Source organism: Streptomyces sp. NPDC057565 (assembly GCF_042801455.1).
Lineage (GTDB): Bacteria > Actinomycetota > Actinomycetes > Streptomycetales > Streptomycetaceae > Streptomyces > Streptomyces yanii.
Genome location: NZ_JBHVFU010000004.1, coordinates 123,237 through 139,521, shown reverse-complemented (window position 1 = coordinate 139,521; position 16,285 = coordinate 123,237). Strand labels below are relative to the sequence as shown.

Annotated in this window: 16 protein-coding genes; 9 read left to right on the top strand and 7 right to left on the bottom strand. The window is 70.0% G+C overall.

The features are described 5' to 3' along the window. Positions 1-60: 60 nt before the first annotated feature. Both ACFU8W_RS10715 and ACFU8W_RS10710 read right to left on the bottom strand, forming a co-directional pair. Positions 61-327 (bottom strand): protealysin inhibitor emfourin, encoded by a 267-nt coding sequence (locus tag ACFU8W_RS10715; protein ID WP_345519387.1) that lies wholly within the window; start codon positions 325-327, stop codon positions 61-63. 118 nt (positions 328-445) lie between these two features. After that, the gene (locus ACFU8W_RS10710; protein ID WP_345519389.1) at positions 446-1,522 is read right to left on the bottom strand and encodes a M4 family metallopeptidase; all 1,077 of its coding nucleotides are present in this window, start codon (positions 1,520-1,522) and stop codon (positions 446-448) included. Positions 1,523-1,816: 294 nt separating this feature from the next. On the opposite strand from ACFU8W_RS10710, the gene leuA reads away from it, so the two are divergent. From leuA to ACFU8W_RS10675, 7 genes are all read left to right on the top strand, one after another. Continuing rightward, a complete protein-coding gene (leuA, locus tag ACFU8W_RS10705; RefSeq protein ID WP_345519391.1) occupies positions 1,817-3,604 on the top strand; it encodes a 2-isopropylmalate synthase in 1,788 nt (595 codons plus the stop codon). A 181-nt stretch (positions 3,605-3,785) separates the two neighbouring features. Continuing rightward, positions 3,786-4,490, top strand: coding sequence for a TerB family tellurite resistance protein (locus ACFU8W_RS10700; protein ID WP_384034579.1), 705 nt, complete (start codon positions 3,786-3,788; stop codon positions 4,488-4,490). Between the two features lie 161 nt (positions 4,491-4,651). Further along, positions 4,652-6,748 carry an MMPL family transporter gene (locus ACFU8W_RS10695; RefSeq protein WP_384034576.1) on the top strand — a complete coding sequence of 699 codons (2,097 nt, stop codon included), beginning with the start codon at positions 4,652-4,654 and terminating at the stop codon, positions 6,746-6,748. A 44-nt stretch (positions 6,749-6,792) separates the two neighbouring features. Next, on the top strand, positions 6,793-7,998 hold the full coding sequence (locus tag ACFU8W_RS10690; RefSeq protein ID WP_384035331.1) for a sensor histidine kinase: 1,206 nt from the start codon (positions 6,793-6,795) through the stop codon (positions 7,996-7,998). Next, the gene (locus ACFU8W_RS10685; RefSeq protein ID WP_345519398.1) at positions 7,995-8,678 is read left to right on the top strand and encodes a response regulator transcription factor; all 684 of its coding nucleotides are present in this window, start codon (positions 7,995-7,997) and stop codon (positions 8,676-8,678) included. Before ACFU8W_RS10690 ends, ACFU8W_RS10685 begins: the two co-directional genes overlap by 4 nt. Before the next feature lie 72 nt (positions 8,679-8,750). Continuing rightward, entirely contained in the window at positions 8,751-9,497 is a 747-nt protein-coding gene (gene recO / locus ACFU8W_RS10680) for a DNA repair protein RecO (RefSeq protein WP_345519400.1), read from the top strand. Positions 9,498-9,533: 36 nt separating this feature from the next. Then, positions 9,534-10,361: an isoprenyl transferase gene (locus ACFU8W_RS10675; RefSeq protein ID WP_384034573.1), complete on the top strand. Its 828-nt coding sequence runs from the start codon at positions 9,534-9,536 to the stop codon at positions 10,359-10,361. Positions 10,362-10,584: 223 nt separating this feature from the next. Here the strand turns inward: ACFU8W_RS10675 and ACFU8W_RS10670 are convergent, their stop codons facing one another. From ACFU8W_RS10670 to ACFU8W_RS10655, 4 genes are all read right to left on the bottom strand, one after another. Next, on the bottom strand, positions 10,585-11,019 hold the full coding sequence (locus ACFU8W_RS10670; RefSeq protein WP_037698100.1) for a transcriptional repressor: 435 nt from the start codon (positions 11,017-11,019) through the stop codon (positions 10,585-10,587). A 65-nt stretch (positions 11,020-11,084) separates the two neighbouring features. After that, positions 11,085-11,993, bottom strand: a complete 909-nt coding sequence (locus ACFU8W_RS10665; RefSeq protein WP_376667181.1) for a metal ABC transporter permease — start codon at positions 11,991-11,993, stop codon at positions 11,085-11,087. 2 nt (positions 11,994-11,995) lie between these two features. Further along, positions 11,996-12,778, bottom strand: a complete 783-nt coding sequence (locus ACFU8W_RS10660) for a metal ABC transporter ATP-binding protein (protein ID WP_384034569.1) — start codon at positions 12,776-12,778, stop codon at positions 11,996-11,998. Positions 12,779-12,816: 38 nt separating this feature from the next. After that, positions 12,817-13,770, bottom strand: coding sequence for a metal ABC transporter substrate-binding protein (locus ACFU8W_RS10655; protein ID WP_384034566.1), 954 nt, complete (start codon positions 13,768-13,770; stop codon positions 12,817-12,819). Positions 13,771-13,925: 155 nt separating this feature from the next. Here ACFU8W_RS10655 and ACFU8W_RS10650 point away from each other — a divergent pair, with 155 nt between their 5' ends. Then, positions 13,926-15,308: a glycine--tRNA ligase gene (locus tag ACFU8W_RS10650; protein WP_266985878.1), complete on the top strand. Its 1,383-nt coding sequence runs from the start codon at positions 13,926-13,928 to the stop codon at positions 15,306-15,308. 101 nt (positions 15,309-15,409) lie between these two features. Beyond that, on the top strand, positions 15,410-15,613 hold the full coding sequence (locus ACFU8W_RS10645; RefSeq protein ID WP_384034563.1) for a hypothetical protein: 204 nt from the start codon (positions 15,410-15,412) through the stop codon (positions 15,611-15,613). A gap of 38 nt (positions 15,614-15,651) precedes the next feature. Here ACFU8W_RS10645 and ACFU8W_RS10640 read toward each other — a convergent pair whose 3' ends face one another. Beyond that, complete coding sequence (locus tag ACFU8W_RS10640; protein ID WP_345519416.1) at positions 15,652-16,236, bottom strand: TetR family transcriptional regulator; 585 nt, start codon at positions 16,234-16,236, stop codon at positions 15,652-15,654. Positions 16,237-16,285: the final 49 nt, after the last annotated feature.

Below are 16,285 nucleotides of genomic sequence, written 5' to 3'. Positions count from 1 at the left end.
CGGCGCAGTCGCCCGATGCCGCTGAGGCCCCCAGGGCCGAGGGTCAGCCGCGCCTCGACCTCACGCGCCCTCCTTGAGGACGCGTGAGATCAGTGCGCGCTGGGCGTCGGTCAGGTGCGGATCCGCGCAGTGCGTGGTGCGGTCGTCGACCGTGATCCGGTACCGGAAGCCGTCCGGCACCCCGGGCGGTGGGGTGCCGCGGCCCGCCGCGAGTGCGGATTCGGCCAGGGCTTCCCACTCCGCTGCGTCGGTGAGGCCCGAGGTGTCGATCTCGCGGTGGCGGGCGATGCCGGTGAAGCCGCCGGTGCGGGTGACCTGGATCCGCATGGTTCGACTCCTCTCGCGTTGCTTCCGGGGCTCTGCCCCGGATCCCGCTCCTCAATCGCCGGAGAGACCTGTTTTCCGGCCGAACTCCGGCGATCGAGGACAGGAACCGTGACCGGGCCTACGCGGACGGCACGCCCACCTCCGACCATGCCTTCCGCACCGCTTCCAACTCGTCGCCCTCGCCGAAGCGGTCCCTCGCCGCTTCGACCGTCAGGCGGGCGAAGTCCGTGAACTCCGCGTCCGCGGCCAGGCGGCGGCCCGTGAGGACGTCGAACCAGAGCTGTCCCGCCCGCTCCCACGCGTTGCCGCCGAGCGCCGTGGCCAACAGACAGAAGGCGCGGTTCGGGATGCCCGAGTTGAGGTGTACACCGCCATTGTCCTCGGTGGTGTGGATGTAGTCCTCCATCGACGCGGGCTGCGGGTCCTTGCCGAGCACATCGTCGTCGTACGCCGTGCCGGGCGCCTTCATCGAGCGCAGCGCCTCGCCCTGCACCCGTGGGGCCAGCAGACCTGCGCCGATCAGCCAGTCCGCCTGGTCGGCGGTCTGGCCCAGTGAGTACTGCTTCACCAGGGAACCGAAGACGTCCGACATGGACTCGTTGAGCGCGCCGGACTGGCCGAAATAGCTCAGGTTGGCCGTGTGCTGGGTCAGCCCGTGCGTCAGTTCGTGGGCGATCACATCGATGGCGACGGTGAAGTCGAGGAAGATCTCCCCGTCCCCGTCGCCGAAGACCATCTGCTCGCCGTCGAAGAAGGCGTTGTTGTACTTCTCGTCGTAGTGGACGGAGCCGATCAGCGGCAGCCCGTTGCCGTCGATCGAATGGCGGCCGTACGCCGTGAGCAGCAGTTCGAAGGTGGCGCCGAGTCCCGCGAACGCGCGGTTGACGCTCGCGTCCCTCGTCGGCTCCTCACCCTCGCCGCGGACCTTGAAGCCCGGCAGCTGCGTGCCGTGGCGGCAGTCGTAGAGCGTGCGCTCAGGCTTGTCGGACAGCTGGTCCGTCGTCGCGGGGCCGGGTGTGGGGGTGACGAGGGTGGCCATCTGGCGGCGGGTGCGCCGGGCGGCGTCGCCCTCCAGGGTGCGGCGGGCCGGACCGGCCAGATCGGGGTCGTCGGCTTGTGACAGCTTGTCGAGTACGTGGGGCGGCACGATCGTGCAGAAGACGGGCTGGAACCCGTGCTGAGGTCGAGGCTGCATGAGTTCGACTGTGGCACTGTGTCATCGCCGTGTCACTGTTTGCCATCAGGATTGGACATATGGAGTGATTGATCACTGTTTACCCGTTACCGAGGTCCGGTCCCGCATACTGATACACGACCGACGTCTCAGGCGCCTCTCGGTTAGTCTCGTCGCATCATGCGTTTCGGGCTGCTTCTTCTTAGCTGCCGCGGCGAGGGCCTGTAGTCGTAGGCCGACCCCCTCCCCGCGGAGTCTGGTGTTGCAGCGACACAGTCGGCCGTCCCACCGCTGGCCCCCGAGGAGCCGTACGTCATGACCGCCGCGAATCCCGCTCAGACCCCCGTCGAGAACGCCGTCGGTCGGCCCACGCCGATCACCAATGCCACCCAGCTGCAGAAGCCGTCCGGGATGCCGGTCCACAAGTACGGCCGGTACGAGGCCGTCGAGATCCCCGACCGCACCTGGCCGGACAACCGGATCACCGTGGCGCCCCGCTGGCTGTCCACCGATCTGCGTGACGGCAACCAGGCACTGATCGACCCGATGTCGCCGGCCCGCAAGCGCGAGATGTTCGACCTGCTCGTACGCATGGGGTACAAGGAGATCGAGGTCGGCTTCCCGTCCTCCGGCGAGACCGACTTCGCGTTCGTGCGCTCCATCATCGAAGAGGGTGCGATCCCCGAGGACGTGACGATCTCCGTCCTGACCCAGGCCCGCGAGGAGCTGATCGAGCGAACTGTCGAATCGCTGGTCGGTGCGCGGCGCGCCACGGTGCACCTGTACAACGCCACTGCTCCCACCTTCCGCCGCGTGGTCTTCCGCGGCTCGAAGGAGCAGGTCAAGCAGATCGCGGTGGACGGCACCCGACTGGTCATGGAGTACGCGGAGAAGATCCTCGGCGACGAGACGATCTTCGGCTACCAGTACAGCCCGGAGATCTTCACCGACACCGAGCTGGACTTCGCCCTGGAGGTCTGCGAGGCCGTCTGTGACGTCTGGCAGCCCGAGGAGGGCCGCGAGATCATCCTGAACCTGCCCGCCACCGTGGAGCGATCGACGCCGTCCACGCACGCGGACCGGTTCGAGTGGATGTCGCGCAACCTGTCGCGCCGCGAGCACGTCTGCCTGTCGGTCCACCCGCACAACGACCGCGGCACCGCCGTCGCCGCAGCCGAGCTGGCGATCATGGCCGGTGCGGACCGGATCGAAGGCTGCCTGTTCGGCCAGGGCGAGCGCACCGGAAACGTCGACCTGGTGACGCTGGGCATGAACCTGTTCTCGCAGGGTGTCGACCCGCAGATCGACTTCTCGCAGATCGACGAGATCCGTCGCACCAGCGAGTACTGCAACCAGATGGAGGTCCACCCGCGCCACCCCTACGCGGGCGACCTGGTCTACACCGCCTTCTCCGGCTCCCACCAGGACGCCATCAAGAAGGGCTTCGACGCCATGGAGGCCGACGCGGCCGCCCAGGGCAAGACCGTCGACGACATCGAGTGGGCGGTGCCGTACCTGCCGATCGACCCGAAGGACGTCGGCCGCTCGTACGAGGCGGTCATCCGGGTCAACTCCCAGTCGGGCAAGGGCGGAATCGCCTACGTCCTGAAGAACGACCACAAGCTGGACCTGCCGCGCCGGATGCAGATCGAGTTCTCCCGGATCATTCAGGCCAAGACCGATGCCGAGGGCGGCGAGGTCACGCCGACACAGATCTGGTCCACGTTCCAGGACGAGTACCTGCCCAACCCCGAGAACGCCTGGGGGCGCGTACAGATCCGCTCCGGCCAGACCACGACCGGTTCCGACGGCCGGGACACGATCACCGTCGACGCGACCGTGGACGGCACGGACACCGTGCTGACCGGTACCGGCAACGGTCCGATCTCCGCGTTCTTCGAAGCGCTGCAGGCCATCGGCATCGACGCCCGTCTGCTGGACTACACCGAGCACACGATGAGCGAGGGCGCGAGCGCCCAGGCCGCCTCGTACATCGAGTGCGCGATCGACGGAAAGGTCCTGTGGGGCATCGGCATCGACGCCAACACCACGCGGGCCTCGCTGAAGGCGGTCGTCTCCGCGGTCAACCGCGCGACCCGCTGACCCCGCGCCCGAAAGGGCGTAGAACCGCACGGCCGACGGACCCCGCCCACCCGCTCCAGGGAGGCGGGGTTCGGCCATCTCCCGACGGTTGTGACGAGCGAGGTGCTGACGTCACCTCGCGACTGTGGTTAACATCACGTCAACACGGCAATGTTGCCGGAGCGTTACGGAGGTGTGCGACGTGCGGTCAGCCCTGGGACAACGCGCCATAAAGCTGCGTATCTGCGGCATCCGCACCATCTGGGACGCCGTCGGTGACGGCGAGTTCTTCTGCCCCGGCTGCGGTGGTGACCGCAACTACCGCCGTCTCACCGGCCGTCGCCGCTTCACGGTGCTCGGCGTGCCAGTGCTGCGCCGCGGCACCGTGGGCCCCGTCGTCGAATGCGCCGCCTGCCGCACCCACTTCGGCACCGACGCGCTCGACCACCCCACCACCACCCGGTTCTCCGCGATGCTCCGGGACGCCGTCCACATCGTCGCGCTCGGCATCCTCGCCGCCGGTGGCACCGCCTCCCGCACCGCGTTGGAGACGGCGGCGGCCACCGTGCGCGGTGCCGGGTTCGACGACTGCACCGAGGACCAGCTCTCCACTGTCGTCGAGGTCCTCGCCGCCGACATCGGACACGGCTCCGCGTTCGACGCCGCCGCCGAGGCGTGCGGCGCCGCCCTCGCCATCGAACTGCACGAGGCGCTGGAACCCCTCGCCCCGCACCTCGCGCCCGGCGGACGCGAATCGATCCTCCTGCAGGGCGCCAGGATCGCGCTCGCCGACGGCCCGTACAGCCAGGCGGAGCGCGAGGTGCTCACCACGGTCGGCGCCGCGCTGCAGCTCTGCCCGGACGACACGGCCCGGCTGCTCGCCGCGGCGGCGCGCACCCCCTCGTGACATACGCCGCTCCGCACCGCGCCCGTACTCCCGCGGGAGTACGGGCGCCTCTTCGCCCACCCCGGCAGTAGCCGCGAAGTCGGCCCCCGGCGCGACGAATCGGCCCCCGGCGGCCGGGAGTCTGGACACGTACCGGACAACCGGCCGAAGGGGGGCCCGTGATGAGGGCCGTAAAAGACAGCAGCACACCGCCCCGGGCGGGCAGCCGCAGACGCATGCTGCCCTGGGCGGTCCTCGCGCTCTGGGTCGCCGTGATCGCGCTCGCCGGGCCCCTGGCGGGCAAGCTCGCCGACGTACAGACGAACCGGGCCGTCGACTACCTGCCGGCGAGTGCCGACTCCACGCAGGTGGCGAAGATCCAGGACGCGCTGCCCGGCGGGGAGTCCACCGATCTCGTCCTCGTCTACCACCGCGACGGCGGTCTGACCGCCGCCGACCGGGCCACGGCGGACCGGCAGGCCGCCGCGCTCGCGGGCGACCACACCCTGACCGGAACCCCCAGGGGCGTGCCCGCCAAGGACGGTACGACGCTGATGTACCCGGTCTCCTCGACGGAGCCCGGCCAGGACGACGAGGCCAGGAAGGCGTTCGTCGACGAGGTGCGCGACGTCGCGAAGGGCGGCGGCGGGCTGAGCGTCGAGGTGGGCGGCCCCGGGGCGCTGATCGTCGACTCCCAGGAGGTCTACACGTCGTTGGGCGGACCGCTGCTCTACACGACCGTCGCCGTCGTGGCGATCCTGCTGATCGTCATCTACCGCAGCCCGCTGCTGTGGCTGGTGCCGCTCGTCGTCGCGGGCGTCGCAGACGCGCTGTCCATGGCCGTCGTCTACGGGCTCAACCGGGGCTTCGACGTCACCGTCACCGGCCAGAGCTCCGCCGTGATGACCATCCTCGTCTTCGGCGCGGGCACCGACTACGCGCTGCTGCTCGTCTCCCGTTACCGCGAGGAACTGAGCCGCGCCGCACGGCCGTACGACGCCATGGCCGCCGCCCTGCGCGGCTGCGGACCCGCTGTCCTCGCCTCCTCCGGCACCGTCGCCGTGGGCCTCCTGTGCCTGCTCGCCGCCGACCTCACCAGCAGCCGGGGCATGGGCCCCATCGCCGCTGTCGGCGTACTCTGTGCGCTGCTCGCCATGCTGACGCTGCTGCCCGCGCTCCTGGTCCTGCTCGGCCGCCGGGTGTTCTGGCCACTCGTCCCCGCGTACGGCAGCACGCCCGGGCAACGGCGTTCACTGTTCGCCGCGATGGGCAGCTCGGCCGGACGCCGGCCCGTCGCCGTACTCGCCTGCGGCGGTGTGCTGCTGGGGGCGTTGGCGCTCGGCGCGTTCAACCTGCCCGGAGACCTGAAGCAGGAGGACTCGTTCACCAGCAAACCGGACTCGATCTCCGCGATGGAGACACTCGCCGCCGCCTATCCCGAGCGGTCCACCCAGCCGATCACCGTGATCGCCCCCACCGACCGGGTGGCCGAGACCATGGCGAAGGCCGGCGCCACCGACGGTGTCGCCGCCGTCGAACGAGGCCGCAGCGGCGGCGGCTGGACCGAACTCTCCGTCGCCGCGACGGACGCCCCCGAGTCGGCGGGCGAACAGGCCACCATCAAGGCCCTGCGCGACGGACTGGACGGCAGCCATGTCGGTGGTCCCAGTGCCCAGCAGATGGACCTGGAGACGGCTGATTCCCGGGACCTGAAGATCGTCGTCCCGCTCGTCCTCCTCTCCGTCCTGCTGATCCTGATCGCGCTGCTGCGCAGCCTCGTCGCCCCGCTGTTGCTCGTCGCCGCAGTCGTCGCCGTCTGGGGCGCCGCCCTCGGCATCGGCGGGCTGGTCTTCGAACCGGTCCTCGGACTGAAGGGCGCCGATCCCGGACTGCCGCTGCTCTCCTTCGTCTTCCTGGTGGCGCTCGGCGTCGACTACGGCATCTTCCTGATGCACCGGGTCCGCGAGGAGGCGCTCTCCGGCGCCGAACCGACCGCCGCCGCACTCACCGCCCTGCGCACCACCGGCGGCGTGATCGCCTCGGCCGGACTGGTGCTCGCGGCCACCTTCGCCGTCCTGACGAACATGCCGATGGTCAGCCTGGTCGAGATGGGCTTCGTCATCGCGGTCGGTGTCCTCCTCGACACCTTCCTCGTCCGCACCTACCTCGTGACCTCGGCGAGCGTGGCACTCCAGCGCACCATCTGGTGGCCGGGGAAGCTCAGCCGGACGCCCGCCGCCCCCGGGCCGCGCGAGCCCGAACTCGTACGGAACCGGTGACGGTGCCCGTGCGCGTACCGGAGGATGGCGGCGTGTCCCGATCCATGCGCCGGCGCGAACGCATCCTGGCGGTCGTCAACCGCGACCCCCTGCATGCACCGCACAGGACGCGCACCGACGCCCTCGTCGCGGGGGGCGCCGGTGCGCTCTCCGCCGTCCTCGCCCTCACCACCGACCAGGCGCGGACGCCGGACACGCTCGGCTGGGTGCTGCTGATGGCGAGCGCCGTACCGATCGTGTGGCGGCGGCGCAGCCCACTGCTCGCCCTGCTCGCCATGATCCCGATCCTGGTGCCGTACCACGCGCTCGACAACGCGCACTCGGCACCGATGCCGCAGACCTGGATCGCCCTCTACACGGTGGCGGTGACCGGACGGCCGTTGCGCACGGTGCTGACCGGGATCGGCGTGCTCTCCGTCATGGTGACGGTGGTGCTCACCATCAACACCCATGAAGGCCTGCAGCTGCTGCGGATCTCCGGGTGGATCATCGCCGTGCTGTTCTGCGGTGTCGATGTGCGCATCTACCGCCAGTACGTCGCCTCCGTGCTGGAGCGCGCCGAACGCGCCGAACGGACCCGCGAGGAGGAGGCCCGGCGCAGGGTCGCCGAGGAGCGGCTGCGGATCGCCCGCGACCTGCACGACCTGCTGGCCCACAGCATCACGCTGATCGGTGTCCAGACCTCGGTGGCCTCGCACATCCTGACCGTCGACCCGGACCGGCTCGACCGGCAGGCGGTCGCCCGGTCGCTGGAGGACATCGCCGACACCTGCCGCGAGGCACGCGCCGAACTGCGCACCACCCTGCAGGTGCTGCGCGGCGACGGACACGAGTCCGACGGACCGTTGCCGGACCTGGCGGCGCTGCCCGGTCTCGTGCGGGCAGCGGAGGCCGCCGGGGCCCGGGTCGACCTGGCCGTCCGCACGCCGGGCAGCAGGGTGGCGCCGGCAACCGGCGCGGCCGCGTACCGGATCGTGCAGGAGTCGCTGACCAACGCCCTGCGCCATGCCGGACCCGAGGTACGGATCACGGTGGCCGTCGAACCCGACGGCCGCGGCGCACTGAGCGTCAAGGTCACCGACGACGGCGCAGGACCCCGGGCGAACGGCTCGGCACCCGGGTTCGGCATAGTCGGGATGCGCGAACGCGCACGCAGCACCGGCGGCACGCTGACGGCCGGGCCGGGCCCGGCCGGGGGCTTCGAGGTCGCGGCGGTGCTGCCCTGCCACGAGGGGGAGACCGCGCCATGATCCGCGTACTGCTCGCCGACGACCAGACCCTTGTCCGGGCGGCGTTCGCGATGCTCGTCGAGTCGGCGTCCGACATGGAGGTCGTGGCACAGGCGGGCACCGGCCTCGAAGCGGTCGGCCTGGCCCGCACGCACCGGCCCGACATCGTCGTCATGGACATCCGCATGCCGGAGCTCGACGGCATCGAGGCGACCCGGCTGATCGCCGCCGACGGGGAGCTCGCCGGGGTGAAGGTACTGGTCCTGACCACGTACGACACCGACGAGCATGTCGCCGAGGCGCTGCGCGCGGGCGCCTCGGGCTTCCTGGTCAAGGACACTCGGCCCGCCGAACTCCTCGCCGCGATCAGAACGGTGTCCGCGGGCGATGCCCTGCTCTCACCCGGCCCGACCGCCCGGCTGATCTCCCGTGTGCTGCGCGGGCCCGAGCTGCCGTTCCGGGGCGCCCCGGGCGGTCCGGACTGCCTCTCGGACCGTGAACGGCAGGTGCTCGGCCTGGTCGCGCGCGGACTCAACAACACCGAAATCGCCGAGACCTTGGGGCTCAGCCCGCTCACCGCCAAGACCCACGTCAGCCGGATCATGGGCAAGCTGGGCGCCCGGGACCGGGCGCAGCTGGTCATCGCGGCGTACGAGTCGGGGCTCGCGGTACCGGCCGGCGGCGCGGCCGACGGAAGCTGAACCGGGGCGCCCGTCGCGGACGGATTTCGGGGGCGGGCCCGCTCCGGTGGCCGGGTACAGGACAATGGGCGCATGAGCTTGTTCCGGGACGACGGCGTGGTGCTGCGCACGCAGAAACTGGGCGAGGCCGACCGGATCATCACGATCCTGACCCGCGGCCACGGCCGGGTGCGGGCCGTCGCGCGCGGGGTGCGGCGTACGAAGTCGAAGTTCGGCGCCCGCCTCGAACCGTTCTCCCATGTGGACGTGCAGTTCTTCGCCCGCGGCAGCGAGCTGATCGGCCGCGGACTGCCCCTCTGCACCCAGAGCGAGACCATCGCGCCGTACGGGGGCGGCATCGTCACCGACTACGCCCGGTACACCGCGGGCACCGCGATGCTGGAGACCGCCGAGCGCTTCACCGACCACGAGGGCGAGCCCGCGGTCCAGCAGTACCTGCTGCTCGTCGGAGGGCTCCGTACCCTCGCCCGCGGGGAGCACGCCCCGAGCCTGATCCTTGACGCCTTCCTGCTGCGCTCCCTCGCAGTCAACGGCTACGCACCCAGCTTCGAGGACTGCGCGAGGTGCGGAATGCCCGGTCCGAACCGGTTCTTCTCCGTCGCGGCGGGCGGCGTCATATGCGGCGACTGCCGGGTGCCCGGCAGCGTCGTACCCTCGGCTGAGGCCGTCGCCCTGCTGAGCGCGCTGCTCACCGGTGACTGGGAGACGGCGGACGCGTGCGAGGCGCGGCATGTCAGGGAGGGGAGCGGGCTGGTGTCCGCCTATCTGCACTGGCATCTGGAGCGCGGACTGCGTTCGCTGCGATACGTAGAGAAGTAACACAGGCACAGCAGGCACAGGGAGACGAGACAGCTCATGGCAGTACGCGGGATCCTCGGTGGCCGTAACCGGCGCACGTACAAGACCCCCGAGCCGCACCCTTCGGGCGCCACGCCCCCGAAGATCCCCGGCGAGCTGGTGCCCAAGCACGTCGCCGTCGTCATGGACGGGAACGGCCGCTGGGCCAAGGAGCGGGGTCTGCCGCGCACCGAGGGCCACAAGGTCGGCGAGGGCGTCGTCATGGACGTCCTCAAGGGCTGCATCGAGATGGGCGTCAAGAACCTCTCGCTGTACGCGTTCTCCACCGAGAACTGGAAGCGCTCCCCGGAGGAAGTGAAGTTCCTGATGAACTTCAACCGGGACGTCATCCGCCGCCGCCGCGACGAGATGGACGAACTGGGCATCCGTATCCGCTGGGTGGGCCGGATGCCGAAGCTGTGGAAGTCCGTCGTCCAGGAGCTCCAGGTCGCCCAGGAGCAGACCAAGGACAACGACAGGATGACGCTGTACTTCTGCGTCAACTACGGCGGCCGGGCCGAGATCGCCGACGCCGCGCAGCGCATCGCGGAGGACGTCGCCGCCGGAAAGCTGGACCCCGCGAAGGTCAACGAGAAGACCTTCGCGAAGTACATCTACTACCCGGACATGCCGGACGTGGACCTCTTCGTCCGCCCCAGCGGCGAGCAGCGCACCTCCAACTACCTGATCTGGCAGAGCGCGTACGCCGAGATGGTCTTCCAGGATGTGTTGTGGCCGGACTTCGACCGCCGTGACCTGTGGCGGGCCTGCCTGGAGTACGCCCAACGCGACCGGCGTTTCGGCGGCGCGGAGGAGGCGGCGGGAAAGACCGGACCGACGGTCTGAGGCGCTCCGCGCACGCAACCGGATCGGTGCGGTGGGCCGGCGGCAGGATTCCGGGGGTGGCTGCGACGGGGTGTGCCGTCGTGGCCACCGCGCTGTCCCCGGTGAGCGGCACCGACGTACCGCTGCCGCTGCTGCCGAGATCTTCGACCGCCGGCCGGGGCGGAAAAAAATCAAGCCTGTCCGGCGATTGAGGAGTGGGGGCCGGGGGCGCGGCCACGGAGGGTCACCCCGTCGCTGTCGCGCACTCCGCACACGTACCGAAGACCTCCACCGTGTGCGCCACATTCACGAACCCGTGCTGCGAAGCGATCGTCTCCGCCCACTGCTCCACCGCGGGACCCTCGACCTCGACGGCCTTGCCGCAGACCCGGCACACCAGATGGTGGTGGTGCTCGCCGGTCGAGCAGCGCCGGTAGACGGACTCACCGTCCGTCGTACGCAGGACGTCCACCTCGCCCGCGTCGGCGAGGGACTGCAGGGTGCGGTAGACGGTGGTCAGCCCGACCGAGTCACCGCGGTGCTTGAGTACGTCGTGCAGCTCCTGGGCGCTGCGGAACTCGTCCACCTCGTCGAGCGCCGCCGCCACCGCGGCCCGCTGCCGGGTCGACCGGCCGCGTACCGGGGCTGCGTTCGTTCCACTGATCGGCGCCGTCGCCACAGGTGCCTCCTCGTGTCGCCCGTACATGTGTCGGGCCATTGTGCCAGCCCGCCCCGGCGTCGGGGTCAGACCCGGACGCCGTTCGTGGCCGGGCGGGCAGCCGGTACTTCCGGAGTCTCCCCTTCCAGGGTGCACTCCGCCGAGACCGCGTCGCTGCTGCGGGCGCGCCTTCTGGCCAGCGGCGTGGCGAGCAGGGTCAGCACGACGAAGACGCCGATGGCCAGCAGCACGATGGTCGCACCGGGCGGTACGTCCTGGTAGTAGGAGGTCACGGTGCCGGCCAGGGTCACCGCCGTACCGATGACGACGGACAGCACGAACGTCACCTTGAAGGACTTCGAGATCTGTTGCGCCGCGGCGACCGGGACCACCATCAGCGCGCTGACCAGCAGCAGACCGACGACCCGCATCGCCACGGTGACGGTCACCGCCGCCGTGACGGCGATCAGCAGATTGAGTGCGCGCACCGGCAGCCCGGTGACCCGCGCGAACTCCTCGTCCTGACTGACCGCGAACAGCTGCCGCCGCAGCCCCAGCGTCACCAGCAGCACGAAGGCGGCGAGCAGGCAGATCGCGGTGATGTCCTCGGACGAGACCGTGGAGAGGGAGCCGAAGAGGTACGAGGTGAGGTTGGCGTTGGAGCCGGTGTCGGAGAGATTGATCAGCAGCACACCGCCCGCCATGCCGCCGTAGAAGAGCATGGCCAGCGCGATGTCGCCGCGCGTGCGTCCGTACCAGCGGACCAGTTCCATGACGATCGAGCCGACGACGGCGACGGCCGTGGCCATCCAGACCGGGCTGGTGGAGAGCAGGAAGCCGAGACCGACACCGGTCATCGCGATGTGGCCGATGCCGTCGCCCATCAGGGCCTGGCGGCGCTGCACGAGGTAGATGCCGACGGCGGGGGCGATGACGCCGACCAGTACGGCGGCGAGCAGGGCCCGCTGCATGAAGGGGGGCTGGAGAAATTCCATGATCAGGTCAGCAGTCCCGTCCGGACGGGCTCGGAAGCCGCATGGGGGTGTACGTGGTCGTGGCCGGGCAGCGCGTGCTGGCCGACTGCCTTCGGGGGCGGCCCGTCATGCATCACACAGCCGTCGCGGAGGACGATCGCGCGGTCGATGAGGGGTTCCAGCGGGCCCAGCTCGTGCAGGACGAGCAGCACGGTGGTACCGGCCGCCACCTGTTCGCGCAGCGTCTCGGCGAGGATCTCCTGGCTGGCCAGGTCGACGCCGGCCATGGGCTCGTCCATGATCAGCAACTCGGGCTCGGCGGCGAGCGCCCGCGCGATCAGTACCCGCTGGTGCTGACCGCCGGAGAGCGCGCTCACCGAGTCCCCGGCCCGGTCGGCGAGGCCGACGAGCGCGATGGCGCGGTCGACGGCGGCCCGGTCCGCCTTGCGGAGCAGCCCCAGCTTCGTACGGGACAGCCGCCCGGCGGAGACGACCTCGCGGATGGTGGCGGGGACCCCGCTGGCCGCCGTGGTGCGCTGCGGTACGTAGCCGATCCGTGCCCAACTGCGGAAGCGGCGCAGGGGGGTGCCGAACAGTTCGACCGAGCCGCCGGTGAGCGGGACCTGGCCGATGACGGACCGGACGGCGGTGGACTTGCCGGAGCCGTTGGCGCCGAGCAGGGCGGCGACCTCGCCTCGGTGCACGGTGAGGTCGATGCCACGCAGCACGGGGCGCGCGCCGAGGGTCGCGGTGGCTCCGCGCAGGGCTATCACGGGGTCGGGCTGGGTGCTCTCGGGCTCGGGCATGAGCGCCTCCGATGCTGCTGTGGCGGGTGTTACGAGGGTCACTTCGCGCCGAGCGCCTTCTGGAGGGCGGCGAGGTTGGACTGCATGACCTCGAAGTAGTTATCGCCCTTGGACTTGTCGGTGATTCCCTCGAGCGGGTCGAGGACGTCGGTCCTCAGGCCGGTGTCCGTCGCGACGGTCTTCGCGGTCTTGTCGCTGGCGAGGGTCTCGAAGAAGACGGTGGTGGCCTTGCTCTTCTCGGCGATGGTGTGGATCTCCTGGATCCGGGCGGGGCTGGGCTCGGCCTCGGGGTCGATGCCGGCGATGCCCTCCTGGACCAGGCCATAGCGCTCGGCGAGGTAGCCGAAGGCGGAGTGGGTGGTGATGAACGTCCTGGTGGCGGTGTTCCGCAGGCCCGTCTCGTACGCCGTGTTCAGCGTGTCGAGCTTCTTGACCAGGGCGTCCGTGTTCTTGCGGTAGTCCGCGGCGTGGCCGGGGTCGGTCTTCTCCAGAGACGCGCCGACGCCCTTGGCGACCTCGGCGTACTTCACCGGGTCCAGCCAGATGTGCGGGTCGGCCCCGGCACCCTCGCCCTCGTGCTCGTGGCCGTGTTCGTCGCCGCCGGTCTCGGTGCCGTGGTCCTCCAGCGTGGTCAGCTTCGCCGCGTCGACGCTGTGGGTCGACTCGGACAGTTTGATCGCGTCGTCGACAGCGGGCTGGATACCCTTGAGGTAGAGGATGTAGTCGGCGTCGCCGAGTCCGCCGATCTGCCGAGGACTGAGCTCCAGGTCATGCGGCTCGACACCCGGCTTGGTCAGCGTGCTGACCGAGACGTGGGCCCCGCCGATCTCCTCGGCAAGGAACTGCATGGGATAGAACGACGCCACCACATTCAGCTTGTCGCCGGGCCTGCGGTCGGCGGCGTCCGACGTGGAGCAGGCGGAGAGGGCCGTGAGCCCGAGGACGACTGCTCCGGCGACGGCAGCGGTGGGTATGAGGCGGCGTACGTTCATGACAGTCATTTTCAACAAAACTGGAAACGATTGTCAACAAGGTCGATGGGATGGCCACTGGATGAGCCGTCCGCACACCGATTTGATCCGGAGGGCGTGCCCGCCGGTAATCTGAAGCATTCGCCGTTCGTCGTCGTCGTAATGAAGAGAGCACCGTGGCCGCCGACAAGATCGACTCCATCGTCAGCCTGAGCAAGCGCCGTGGCTTCGTTTACCCCTGCAGTGAGATCTACGGTGGCCAGAAGGCCGCCTGGGACTACGGGCCGCTGGGCGTGGAGATGAAGGAGAACCTCAAGCGCCAGTGGTGGCGCTACATGGTCACTTCGCGCGAGGACGTGGTCGGTCTCGACTCGTCGGTCGTCCTGGCCCCCGAGGTGTGGGTCGCCTCCGGCCACGTCGCCACGTTCACCGACCCGCTGACCGAGTGCACCTCCTGTCACAAGCGCTTCCGCGCGGACCACCTGGAAGAGGCGTACGAGGAGAAGCACGGCAAGCCGCCCGTCAACGGCCTCGCCGACCTCAACTGCCCCAACTGCGGCAACAAGGGCACCTTCACCGAGCCCAAGCAGTTCTCGGGTCTGCTCTCCACGCACCTCGGCCCGACCCAGGACTCCGGCTCGGTCGCCTACCTGCGGCCCGAGACCGCGCAGGGCATCTTCACCAACTTCGGTCAGGTGCAGCAGACCTCGCGCAAGAAGCCGCCGTTCGGTATCGCGCAGATGGGCAAGTCCTTCCGGAACGAGATCACTCCGGGCAACTTCATCTTCCGCACCCGCGAGTTCGAGCAGATGGAGATGGAGTTCTTCGTCAAGCCGGGCGAGGACGAGCAGTGGCACGAGTACTGGATGGAGCAGCGCTGGAACTGGTACACGGACCTGGGTCTGCGCGAGGAGAACATGCGGTGGTTCGAGCACCCGAAGGAGAAGCTCTCCCACTACTCCAAGCGCACCGCTGACATCGAGTACCGCTTCCGCTTCGGCGGCAGCGAGTGGGGCGAGCTGGAGGGCGTCGCCAACCGCACGGATTACGACCTCAAGGCCCACTCCGCCGCTTCCGGCACGGACCTGTCGTTCTTCGACCAGGAGGCCGGCGAGCGCTGGACTCCGTACGTCATCGAGCCCGCGGCCGGTGTCGGCCGTTCGATGCTCGCCTTCCTCCTCGACGCCTACATCGAGGACGAGGCGCCCAACGCCAAGGGCGTCATGGAGAAGCGCACCGTGATGCGCCTCGACCCGCGCCTCGCGCCGGTCAAGGTCGCGGTGCTGCCGCTGTCCCGCAACCCGCAGCTGTCGCCGAAGGCCAAGGGCCTCGCCACCGACCTGCGGAAGAACTGGAACATCGAGTTCGATGACGCGGGCGCCATCGGCCGCCGCTACCGCCGCCAGGACGAGATCGGTACGCCGTTCTGCGTCACCGTCGACTTCGACACCCTCGACGACAACGCGGTGACGGTGCGCGAGCGCGACACCATGAAGCAGGAGCGCGTCTCGCTGGACCAGATCCAGGCGTACCTCGGCGCCCGTCTGCTCGGCTGCTGACGCGTCACGGTTCCACCGCGAAGCCCCCGGTTCCTCGTACGGAACCGGGGGCTTCGTTGCACACTGGGCACCACGCGACCATGCGTCAACAGGAGGCCCGGATGCCGTCCATGACCACGAGCAAGGTCAGCCGATGGGATCAGCACGGCCGTGAACATGTCGTCCATGTACGGAAGTCGGGGATACAGCGGCAACTGAGCTGCGGCACGTGCGACTGGCGCAAGGGCGTGCAGTTCCTGCCCTGGCTCAAGGCCGAGGAACACCTGGCCCGGATCCACCAGGCGACGATCGATCCGACGGCCTGACGGCCGCCCGGCGCGACCCGCCCCTATGTGCGGGGCTGTCAGGCGCGCAGGCCGCGCAGCAGCAGGTCCGACACGGCTGTGAACTCGGCGCCGATGGCGGGGTTCTGCCACTCGGCGGCGTACGCCGGGTCGTGGAAGCGCGCCGTCGCGTCGAAGACCGCCTGCGCGGCGACCGCCGCATCGTCCACCGCGAACTGCCCGCTGCGCACGCCCTCCTCGATGATCTCCCGCAGCTGGCCGACCAGTTCGCGGACGTGCTCCTCGACGACCGTGCTCTCCCCGGTCAGCACGATGTAGGTCGCGAACAGCTCGGGGTCGTCACCTGCCTTGTGGCGCTTGGACTCGAACAGTGTCGCCAGCCAGTGCCGCAGCTTCGACGGGGCGGGTTCCGTCGAAGCGCTGATGATCTCGGTGAGGGTCACCTCGGTCCGGGTCAGCCAGCGGGCCGTCACCGCCTCGCGCAGCGCCGCCTTCGTACGGAAGTGGCGGTAGACGCTGCCGTGGCTGACGCCGAGCGCGCGGGCCACGTCGACCACCGTCGCCTTGGCGGGGCCGTAGCGGCGCAGCACGTCCTCGGTGGCTTCGAGGATGCGCTCGGGGGTCAGCGGGTCGGCTGGCGTCATGGTGTCTGTGCTGCCTTTCGGAGGGCACCGTTCGGGGAGCTGCCCTGCG

Excerpts from the sequence above, each read along its gene's own strand:
- leuA (WP_345519391.1), top strand. The coding sequence starts at position 1,817 with ATGACCGCCGCGAATCCCGCTCAGACCCCCGTCGAGAACGCCGTCGGT.
- ACFU8W_RS10660 (WP_384034569.1), bottom strand. The coding sequence starts at position 12,778 with ATGCCCGAGCCCGAGAGCACCCAGCCCGACCCCGTGATAGCCCTGCGC.
- ACFU8W_RS10665 (WP_376667181.1), bottom strand. The coding sequence starts at position 11,993 with ATGGAATTTCTCCAGCCCCCCTTCATGCAGCGGGCCCTGCTCGCCGCC.
- ACFU8W_RS10715 (WP_345519387.1), bottom strand. The coding sequence starts at position 327 with ATGCGGATCCAGGTCACCCGCACCGGCGGCTTCACCGGCATCGCCCGC.
- ACFU8W_RS10710 (WP_345519389.1), bottom strand. The coding sequence starts at position 1,522 with ATGCAGCCTCGACCTCAGCACGGGTTCCAGCCCGTCTTCTGCACGATC.
- recO (WP_345519400.1), top strand. The coding sequence starts at position 8,751 with ATGAGCTTGTTCCGGGACGACGGCGTGGTGCTGCGCACGCAGAAACTG.
- ACFU8W_RS10655 (WP_384034566.1), bottom strand. The coding sequence starts at position 13,770 with ATGAACGTACGCCGCCTCATACCCACCGCTGCCGTCGCCGGAGCAGTC.
- ACFU8W_RS10685 (WP_345519398.1), top strand. The coding sequence starts at position 7,995 with ATGATCCGCGTACTGCTCGCCGACGACCAGACCCTTGTCCGGGCGGCG.
- ACFU8W_RS10640 (WP_345519416.1), bottom strand. The coding sequence starts at position 16,236 with ATGACGCCAGCCGACCCGCTGACCCCCGAGCGCATCCTCGAAGCCACC.
- ACFU8W_RS10695 (WP_384034576.1), top strand. The coding sequence starts at position 4,652 with ATGAGGGCCGTAAAAGACAGCAGCACACCGCCCCGGGCGGGCAGCCGC.
- ACFU8W_RS10675 (WP_384034573.1), top strand. The coding sequence starts at position 9,534 with ATGGCAGTACGCGGGATCCTCGGTGGCCGTAACCGGCGCACGTACAAG.
- ACFU8W_RS10645 (WP_384034563.1), top strand. The coding sequence starts at position 15,410 with ATGCCGTCCATGACCACGAGCAAGGTCAGCCGATGGGATCAGCACGGC.
- ACFU8W_RS10690 (WP_384035331.1), top strand. The coding sequence starts at position 6,793 with ATGCGCCGGCGCGAACGCATCCTGGCGGTCGTCAACCGCGACCCCCTG.